The sequence below is a fragment of the uncultured Campylobacter sp. genome, assembly GCF_905371695.1.
Classification (GTDB): domain Bacteria; phylum Campylobacterota; class Campylobacteria; order Campylobacterales; family Campylobacteraceae; genus Campylobacter_A.
Genome location: NZ_CAJPMA010000073.1, coordinates 1 through 8,662, shown reverse-complemented (window position 1 = coordinate 8,662; position 8,662 = coordinate 1). Strand labels below are relative to the sequence as shown.

The window sequence follows — 8,662 nt, the reverse complement described above, 5'->3', positions numbered from 1 at the left end:
TTGTCCGTTTTGATAAAGCAGCCCTAGATACACGCAAGCCCTATCCGCGCCTAGCTCGCAGGCCTTTTCGTAGCGCGCGACGGCTTTTGTAAATTCTTTGTCGGATTCGTAAAAATAGCCAAGCCCCGCGCACGCTATCGCGTTTTGCGCTCCGCCTTTTTCGCAGGCAAGTTCTAAATTTTTAATCGCGTTTGACAAACTCTTGCAAACCTCCTTGTTTCCTTTCTTGCACTCATCGCGCAGATCGGCTAACTCGCCGCCAAAAAGCGAGACCGTAAAAAACGCTAGAAAAATAAAACGCTTCATAGATAAATTTCCTTTTAAATTTTTATAAACTTTGCGCCTTGCGGGCGCGGATGCCAAAATTTTACGCTATTTCTTACCTTTTTGCGCCTTCTCGCTAGGCGCCGGAAGCGTAATGTAGCCCATTTCGATTAGTTTATTATAAATTTGCGAAATTTTAGGACCTGCCGCGCTACCGCCGTGTCCGCCGTGTTCGATGACTACCGTTACTACGAACTGCGGATCTTCAAACGGCGCGTAAGTCGTCATCCACGCGTGCGAGCGCTGCAAATACGCCATATCTTCCTCGCGCATGCGCTTTTTGTCGCTTTGCGAGATACCTACGACCTGCGCGGTACCCGTTTTTGCGGCGACTTTTATCTGCGAGCTTACGAAGTGCTTATTCGCGGTGCCTCGCGGGTGGTTCGCCACCTCGTACATCGCGCGGCGGATCGCAGGTAGCTGCGATTTTTCAAATTTAGTATACATATCGTCTTTGGGGGTAAAATCCGCGTCCTCGTCGCCCGCGCTTTTTAAAAAATGCGGCGTATAGTTTAGTCCCGTAGCGAGCCCCGCCGTGTGACGCGCCACTTGCATCGGCGTTACTAGGAAATTCCCTTGCCCGATGGAGGTAATGAGCGTCTCGCCCTGAAACCACGCTTTGCCGTATTTTCGCATTTTCCACTCGCGGCTAGGCAGCGTGCCTACGAATTCGTTAGGCAAGTCCACGCCCGTTTTTACGCCAAATCCGATGCGCTCTAAAATAGGCGTGATCGCGTCGATCCCAACGCGCTGGCTCATTTTGTAAAAATAATCGTCGCAGCTCTCGCGGATCGCCGCGTTCATATTTACGCTTCCGTGTCCGTAGGCGTTCCAGCAGCGAAATTTCCGCCCTCCTAGCTCGTAAGAGCCCGAGCAAAACACGTCCTCGCCCTGCCCCACGCCGTTATCTAAAAAGGCTAGCGACATACCCATTTTAACGACGGATCCCGGCGGATAAAGCCCATTTACGAGCTTATTGGTAAACGGGTGATCGACGTCTTTTATGAGTCTATCCCACTCGGCCTGAGAGATGCCGGAAACGAACGGATTTAGATCGTATTCCGGAAAGCTGCCCGCAGCTACTATCGCGCCGTCTTTTAAACTCATTACTACCGCGCTTCCCGCGTCGTCTCCGAAAATATCGGCCAGAAATTTTTGCAGCTCCAAATCGAGCGAGAGCTTGATATTTCGGCTTTTGGGCGGCTCGTAGCTAATTTGCTCGATCTCTTGGTTTAGCGCGTTTACCTTTATTTTTTTACTGCCTTGCTCGCCTTGTAAAATTTCGTTATAAAAGCGTTCTATCCCGCTTCGCCCGACGTAATTAGTAAGTTTAGCCAGCGGGTCGGCGTCGATATCTTTTTGATTGGCGCGTCCGACGTAGCCGATAACGTGGGAAGCTAGCTCGCCGTAAGGATAGCGGCGTTTGCTGGCGGGCTCGATCTTTAAATTTTCGCGCAAAGTAAGGCTTACGTAATGCGGTAAAAATTGATCGTAATCGATAAATTCGGCGACGGGGATAAATTCTTGATTATAGGGCGAGTCGTTTTTTAGGTATTCTCGCTTTAATTTAGTAACGTTTAAATCGCTAAATAGCGCGGCAAGCGCCTCTAACTCGGCGTCTAAAATTTCTTGCTTGGCGGTAAGATGAGGCTTAACGGCTACCGAAAAACCTAAAATATTTATCGCTAGCGGGCGATCTTTGACGTCTGAGACGATACCTCGCACGGGCGGGATATATTGCGTTTTTACGGCATTTTGCTCGGCTATTTGCTCGTAGTATTCGTTTGAATTTACGCTTAGATGATACACCCTTCCTAAAAGTATAATCCAAAAAAGCCCGATAACGGCGAATACGATGCGCATCCTCATCGAAGGCGCCCTTTAAAAAACAGGCTCATAATCGCGGCTTCTAATAAAATATATAGGGCGTACTCCGCGCCGACGCCTAAAATTTCGTCGTTTTTTACGTATGCCATTAGATTGTTTACCCCGAGCGTGCAGGCGTACGCGCCGCAGACGTAAATAAGGATCAAAAGTCCGCGCGATTTTACGCTGACGCAAAGTTTGTCGGCTACGAAATAATAAAATAGTAAAAACGCAATCGCGCTGGAAAACAGATAAAATCCGTGAATTTGCTCCGTAAAAATCATCGCCGCCCACGCGACGTACCAGTCTGTTTTCGGCCGCTCGTAGCTTTTTTGAAAACGCAAATACGAAGAGATTAAGTAGACGAATATTGCGCCCAGTAGCGGCGGCAAATAGCCGAAGCGAGCCGTCGCTATCTCATAGGCAAATAGCGCTAAAACGCCCGCCGCGCGTTTTATAGGTCGTAAATTAGAGCGATTTCGTTGCATTCGGGAAAAAGCTTGCATTTAGCGCAATCCGCCCAAATTTTTTGCGCGGGGAGTTTGGTTTTAGGTATCTCGTAAAAGCCTAAATTTTCAAAAAACGCGCGCCTATAAGTAAGCGTAAAAACGCTTTTTAGCTCGTAAAATTTTGCCTCTTTTAAAAGCTCTTTTACCATCATAGAGCCTACGCCCCGCCCGCGCGTTTTTTCGTCTACGATTAGGCTTCTAATCTCGGCGAGCTGAGGCGTGTGGATATGTAGCGCGCAAAAACCTACGATTTTTCCGTCTTCGCAGGCTGCGACGTAAGAGCGGATATTCGTGCTAACCTCATCGTCGCTACGTGGCAAAATAACGCCCTTGGCCACCTCGGGAGCTACTAAATTTTGCATTTGCGCCACGTCTTTTGGTTTTGGCTTTTTAAGCTCTATCATTGTCGCCCCAGCGTTAAATTTACTATTTTGTCAAGCGCGGCGTCGATACCTTTTTTATTTAGCGTAGAGACCAAAAGCCCGCACGGATCATGCTTTAAGATCGCGCTTTTTGCGCTTTGATTTAGTTTGTCCGATTTCGTATAGAGATTTAAAATTTTTTGATCTCCGCGCAAAAAATCGCTAACGTAAGCGTTCACGCCCGCGTCGATTTCAAGACCGAAATGGCGCGAGTCGATTAGGTGCACGAAAAGCCTAATATTTCCGCGAAATTTTAAAAATTCATCCAAATTTTTGCGCCACTCTTCATGCATACTTTTGGCTACTTTGGCGTAACCGAACCCAGGTAAATCCACGAACGTTATTTTAAATTTCTGCGCTAAATTTTCTCCGTTTTCAAGGTCACGACTTTCCGCAAGCTCTACTTCAAAAAAATTTATAAGCCTAGTTTTACCGGGCGTAGACGAACTCTTAGCCAAAGATTTTTGCCCGACTAGCGCGTTAATGAGACTGCTTTTGCCGACGTTTGAGCGCCCTAAAAATACTACTTCGCTCGTAGCAAATTCGGGCGCTTCTTTTATGCTCGGGCTTGAAGCGATAAATTTTGCGTTAATTACGCGTATCACTTCTGCTTATCCTCGACTTGAAAGATAAATTTCACAGGCTTTTTCTCGCCGCTATTTACGCTGTAAGTGCCTTCGTTTTGATTTACGACGATCTTTTCGCCGTAGACGTTTTTATTAGTCTCCGCCTCGTGTAGATAGCCGTTTCCGGTTATCGTATACGTCGCGCTTTTAGGCTCGTAAGTTAACACGTCGCCTTTGCCGTCGTAGTGTTTGTCTTTAAGCGCGGCTTTAAAATTCGCGTTTCCCGTAGCTACGTATTTTAGCGGCTGGCGCTTGGCGTCGAAATGCACGACTACTTTATCGGCGTTTAGCTCGTCGTAGGCGCCTTTTTTGATGCGGACGTTGCCGGTGAAATTACTTATCTGCTTGCCTTCGTCGGCAAAAAAACTATCCGAAGTTATCTCTACTTGCTCGGCGAATAATCCTAAATTTAACCCTAAGATCAGCGCTAGCGCTATTTTCTTTCTTGCTCTATCCATGCTTTTAACCCTTTTGCTTGCGTTTGCTTTTTATCCAGATCGTAAGACCCGCTCTCTGCCGTGATTTTATCTCCGTTTTGCGTCATTATAAACGGTACGTCCGAAGCGACGACTTTACTTTTGGTATTATAAATTATCTCTTGCGAAGTAAAATTTAGGCTTTCGTTGTTCTCGTATCTGGCATCGCCTACAAATTTTAAAATTTCTCCGTCTAAAATAGCTTTATTCGAGCTTATATCGTGCTTTTGATTCCCTCTTAAAATCTCGCCCTTAAAATTTAAAAATTCGTCGAAATCATCAAATCTATTTACTTCGCTAGCCTCGTAAACCGCGCTAACCGTAGTCGCATTTATCTCGCGGTCTACCACGCCAAACGCCTTTGTATTAGCCTGCTTTGCGTCCACTTTAAACTGCTCGGCGAAATAAGGATCCGAAGATGCCAGAAATATCATCGCTACGCTAAAAATCGCTATAACTACGTAAAAAATTTTTATAACCAACGCTTAGACCACTCGTCAAATAAATTTTCGCTTTTTATTAACGTTTCAATCATCTCTCTAACCGCGCCGTTACCGCCTTTGCGTTTTAATTTCGTCTTTACTTTTAGCTCTTTTATCGCGTCTTTTGGCTTAAAGCTCCAACCCACGGCGTTTAAAATTTTATAGTCGTTATAATCGTCTCCGATCGCGGCTGCGTTTTCGAAATTTAACCCTTCGAATTTTAAAATTTCCTTCGCGATTTCAAGCTTATCGCTCACGCCTTGGTAGACGTGGTCTATTTTTAGATCAAGCGCGCGCTGCTCTACGATTTGCGACTTTCGCCCCGTAATAATCGCTACTTTTTTGCCCAGTTTTAGCCAGCTTTCTATCGCCCAGCCGTCCTTTACGTCGAAAAATTTTAACTCTTCGCCCTGCGCGCCATAAACGATCTTGCCGTCGGTTAGGCATCCGTCCACGTCTAAAAAGATGATTTCAATCGTAAAACGCCTTTCGTGCTCGGTACGCCAGCTCGTTCGTTTTTAGCAAGCGCCCTGCGAAGCGCCACGGCGAAGGCTTTAAACGCGGCTTCTATTATATGATGGTTGTTTTTGCCGCGAATTTTAGCGATATGCAGCGTAATGCCCGCGTTCGTCGCGACCGCTCGGAAAAACTCCTCCGCAAGCTCTACGTCGAATTCCCCAACCTTACCGATGATGTCGAAATTTTCGTAGACCAAAAACGCTCGGTTACTAAGGTCAAGCGCGCAGCTAACGGCGGCTTCGTCCATCGTAACGACGCAATCGGCAAAGCGCTCGACGCCGCTAACCGGATAAATCGCCTCTTTTAAAAGCGCGCCTAGCGCGATACCGACGTCCTCTACGCTGTGATGAAAATCCACGTGCGTATCGCCTTTGCAAGCGATTTTTAGATTAATAAGCGAGTGTTTGCCCAAAGCTTCTAACATATGATCGAAAAATCCGATCCCCGTCGCGATCTCGCACTCGCCGCGCCCGTAAATTTTAAGCTCGGCGCTAATATCGGTCTCTTTCGTCGTTCGTTTTAATTTTAAAATTTCGTCTTTCATTTTTTGCCTTAAATTTGCCGATTCACTCGCCTCTTACGATAAACGCGCCTTTAAATTTGCCGTTTCTGTGGCTAACAGCATAATCTCTGGCTTCGTCTTCGCTTCTAAATCCGCGCAAAAATACGCGGTAAATCGGCTCGCCGTCGATCTCGTAGCTTTTTACGACGGACGCGTATCCGTCGATACTTCTATTTTCTCTTTGATAGCGGTTCGCGCCGTCGCGGTTTTTAAACGCGCCGATTTGCACCATAAATTCGCCGCCGACGATACTTCGCTCGGTAGAAATTATTATACCGCTTTGAGCTTTGGAGCCGCTAAGCGCTCTTTGGGCTACGGATACCGCTGCCGCCTCGGCGCGCGCGTCAAATCCCACGACTTCGAGGCTAACGGGCGCCGTACCCGCGCCTATCATATCTATCTGCGTCGCCGCCGCTTTTGAGAGGTCTATTATACGATCGGCTACGAACGGACCGCGGTCGTTTACCCGCACTATTACGTTTTTTTGATTTTTTAAATTAGTAACTTTTAGCACGGTATTCATCGGCAGCGTCTTGTGAGCGGCTGTTAGGTTATACCTATTGTAAATTTCGCCGTTTGAGGTTTTTTTGCCGTGAAAATTCGGTCCGTACCAGCTAGCCGTCCCGCTAGTTTTATCTCCGACGCTTACGACCGTGGGGTAGTAAGTTTTACCGTTTATCGTATATGGCCTCATCGTGGCTTTTTGCATGGAGGGCGATCTATTGGGCTCTACTTGCGTAGGGCCGCTCGGAGCAAACGGGCCGCCACCGGAGGAACAGCCCGCTATAATTAGAGCAAAAGTAGCAAGAGCGCAAATTTTAAGGTATGACAATATTTGCTCCGACGCTTAAATTAGAGTTGGCCAGAGAATTTGCCTCTTTTATATCTTTGGCTTTTACGTTAAATTTTTTAGAAACCGAAGCTAGCGTATCGCCCGCTTGGACTACGTAGTTTTGCGTTTCGTTGCTTTTTGAAGCCGGTATTATTAGTTTTTGATTATAGGCTACGTAATTAGTCGTTAGCTCGTTATAGTCCTTTATCGCTCTATGGCTAATACCCGTTTGTTTGGCGATACTAAATAAAGTATCGCCCTTTTTTACGACATAGGTATAGAAGTTATTTTTAGCTATTACGGGCTTAAAATTTTCGGCAAAAAGCTCTTTTTTATTTTCGGGGATATAGACGTAATAATTTTTCGTATTAGGCGGAGTAAATACGAATTTTAGGTGCGGATTGTTAGATTTCATCTTTTTAACGCTTAACCCTATACTATCGCCGATTTGCACTAAATTCGTTCCGCCGGGAATTTCGATTTTAGTAAGTTTTAACCCGCCGTTTATATTTATCAAAGACGACTCGCGAGCCAGTAAGGCATCGGCGTCTTTTGCGATGTAAGCGGCTCTTAAAATTTTAACGATGAAATTTCTAGTTTCTGGCGGTAAGAATTTTTTATTCGGATCTATTAGCGTAGCAAGATCGTCCGTCCCGGCCTTTTGTATAGCTTTTGATACGCAACCGTCTCCGCAGTTATAAGCAAGTACGGCCAAATACCATTTGCCGAATTTATTTTTTAGCCCTTTCAAATACGTTGCGGCAGCCCTCGTGGACTCTACCGGATCGCGGCGTTCATCCACGTACTCGTCGATTTTAAGCCCGTGAATCCTAGCCGTTTTTTCCATAAATTGCCAAATACCGACGGCCTTGGCATTTGAAGTGACGTGCGTGGCAAAACCGGATTCTATCATCGCAAGATAGAAAAAAGAATCCGGAATCCCCGAAGTTTTAATATTTGATTTAATCATCGGGATATACATATACCCGCCTTTTAGCGCATCGGTAAAGGTTTTTATTTGGCCGTTCGTGATACCTTTTTTCATACTCGCATAGTGAGAAGTTTTTATAAAAGACGGATCTATATCGAGCTCTTTTAAAATTTTAACTCCCGCGTCGTAGGAGTCTTTTTCCGGGGCGGCGGCAAATAGCGCGGTCGCACCGATAATTATAAAAAACAGTCTAAGCATTGCTTTCATTTTCATCCTTATTTCGTGTCAAAACACTTAAATAATCTTTTGGCATTGCCGCTGGTCAGTTCGCAAACCTCCCGTTGACTAAGGCTCAAAATTTCAGCTATCTTTTTAGCGACAAATATCGTAAACGCGGGTTCGTTTCTCTTGCCGCGATTGGGCTCGGGCGTAAGATACGGCGCGTCCGTTTCGATTAATATCCTATCTAGTGGAATCTTAGGCAAAATCTGGACTAAATTTTTAGCGTTTTTAAACGTTAAAACTCCTCCTATGCCGAAGTAAAATTCCCCCAACTTAGCAAGCTCTAAAAGTAGCGGCGAAGCGTTATAGCAGTGCAAAACTGCTCCGGCTGTTAATTTGTCCGCATACTCTTTTAGGATATTAAACGTATCCTCGTTAGCTTCCCTCACATGAAGAATAACGGGTTTTTTTAACTCGACCGCGATATCCAGTTGAGCTAAAAAAACGCGTTTTTGTTCCGATTTATCGCGCTGCTTCTCGCCTTCGTCCCTAGGTAAGCGAAAATAATCAAGCCCGCATTCGCCGACGGCTACACACTTAGGATCGGCTGCAAATTTTCTTAAAATTCGCTCGTCAAAGCCCGCGATATCGTAAGGATGCACGCCTACGGCAAAATAGACGTCCTCGTTTTGGTTTGCTATTTTAGCCGCTTTGGGTAAATCGTTGATATCGGCGCCGGGTATTATGAATCCCGCAACGCCTAAATTTCGGGCGTTTTGTAAAGTTTGGGAAAGATCGGCATCGTAGCTCTTATCGTTTAAATGACAGTGCGTATCAATGATCACTGCGCGACCTCGACGCGGTTTCTACCGCTTTCTTTCGCCGTATAAA

At 45.9% G+C, this 8,662-nt stretch carries 11 protein-coding genes and 1 pseudogene; all 12 read right to left on the bottom strand.

Translation table 11 applies throughout. The features are described 5' to 3' along the window. Positions 1 to 306 (bottom strand): annotated as a pseudogene (locus QZ147_RS07005) (sel1 repeat family protein); the annotation flags it as partial. Between the two features lie 66 nt (positions 307 to 372). Then, positions 373 to 2,193, bottom strand: coding sequence for a penicillin-binding protein 2 (gene mrdA, locus QZ147_RS07000; protein WP_295148642.1), 1,821 nt, complete (start codon positions 2,191 to 2,193; stop codon positions 373 to 375). Further along, positions 2,190 to 2,678 carry a hypothetical protein gene (locus tag QZ147_RS06995; RefSeq protein WP_295148639.1) on the bottom strand — a complete coding sequence of 163 codons (489 nt, stop codon included), beginning with the start codon at positions 2,676 to 2,678 and terminating at the stop codon, positions 2,190 to 2,192. Before QZ147_RS06995 ends, mrdA begins: the two co-directional genes overlap by 4 nt. Next, positions 2,645 to 3,103, bottom strand: coding sequence for an N-acetyltransferase (locus tag QZ147_RS06990; protein ID WP_295148634.1), 459 nt, complete (start codon positions 3,101 to 3,103; stop codon positions 2,645 to 2,647). The genes QZ147_RS06995 and QZ147_RS06990 overlap by 34 nt, the downstream gene beginning before the upstream one ends. Continuing rightward, positions 3,100 to 3,726: a ribosome biogenesis GTP-binding protein YihA/YsxC gene (yihA, locus tag QZ147_RS06985; RefSeq protein ID WP_295148632.1), complete on the bottom strand. Its 627-nt coding sequence runs from the start codon at positions 3,724 to 3,726 to the stop codon at positions 3,100 to 3,102. The genes QZ147_RS06990 and yihA overlap by 4 nt, the downstream gene beginning before the upstream one ends. Continuing rightward, complete coding sequence (lptA, locus tag QZ147_RS06980) at positions 3,723 to 4,205, bottom strand: lipopolysaccharide transport periplasmic protein LptA (protein WP_295148630.1); 483 nt, start codon at positions 4,203 to 4,205, stop codon at positions 3,723 to 3,725. Before lptA ends, yihA begins: the two co-directional genes overlap by 4 nt. Next, positions 4,181 to 4,705, bottom strand: a complete 525-nt coding sequence (lptC, locus tag QZ147_RS06975; protein WP_295148627.1) for an LPS export ABC transporter periplasmic protein LptC — start codon at positions 4,703 to 4,705, stop codon at positions 4,181 to 4,183. The genes lptA and lptC overlap by 25 nt, the downstream gene beginning before the upstream one ends. After that, entirely contained in the window at positions 4,696 to 5,181 is a 486-nt protein-coding gene (locus QZ147_RS06970; RefSeq protein ID WP_295148647.1) for an HAD hydrolase family protein, read from the bottom strand. The genes lptC and QZ147_RS06970 overlap by 10 nt, the downstream gene beginning before the upstream one ends. Beyond that, on the bottom strand, positions 5,163 to 5,756 hold the full coding sequence (hisB, locus tag QZ147_RS06965) for an imidazoleglycerol-phosphate dehydratase HisB (protein WP_295148644.1): 594 nt from the start codon (positions 5,754 to 5,756) through the stop codon (positions 5,163 to 5,165). Before hisB ends, QZ147_RS06970 begins: the two co-directional genes overlap by 19 nt. A gap of 34 nt (positions 5,757 to 5,790) precedes the next feature. Further along, complete coding sequence (locus QZ147_RS06960; protein WP_295148625.1) at positions 5,791 to 6,618, bottom strand: septal ring lytic transglycosylase RlpA family protein; 828 nt, start codon at positions 6,616 to 6,618, stop codon at positions 5,791 to 5,793. After that, positions 6,605 to 7,816: a lytic transglycosylase domain-containing protein gene (locus tag QZ147_RS06955; RefSeq protein ID WP_295148622.1), complete on the bottom strand. Its 1,212-nt coding sequence runs from the start codon at positions 7,814 to 7,816 to the stop codon at positions 6,605 to 6,607. Before QZ147_RS06955 ends, QZ147_RS06960 begins: the two co-directional genes overlap by 14 nt. A gap of 8 nt (positions 7,817 to 7,824) precedes the next feature. Beyond that, positions 7,825 to 8,616, bottom strand: a complete 792-nt coding sequence (locus QZ147_RS06950) for a TatD family hydrolase (protein WP_295148619.1) — start codon at positions 8,614 to 8,616, stop codon at positions 7,825 to 7,827. Positions 8,617 to 8,662: the final 46 nt, after the last annotated feature.

Excerpts from the sequence above, each read along its gene's own strand:
- mrdA (WP_295148642.1), bottom strand. The coding sequence starts at position 2,193 with ATGAGGATGCGCATCGTATTCGCCGTTATCGGGCTTTTTTGGATTATA.
- QZ147_RS06995 (WP_295148639.1), bottom strand. The coding sequence starts at position 2,678 with ATGCAACGAAATCGCTCTAATTTACGACCTATAAAACGCGCGGCGGGC.
- QZ147_RS06990 (WP_295148634.1), bottom strand. The coding sequence starts at position 3,103 with ATGATAGAGCTTAAAAAGCCAAAACCAAAAGACGTGGCGCAAATGCAA.
- lptA (WP_295148630.1), bottom strand. The coding sequence starts at position 4,205 with ATGGATAGAGCAAGAAAGAAAATAGCGCTAGCGCTGATCTTAGGGTTA.
- QZ147_RS06955 (WP_295148622.1), bottom strand. The coding sequence starts at position 7,816 with ATGAAAGCAATGCTTAGACTGTTTTTTATAATTATCGGTGCGACCGCG.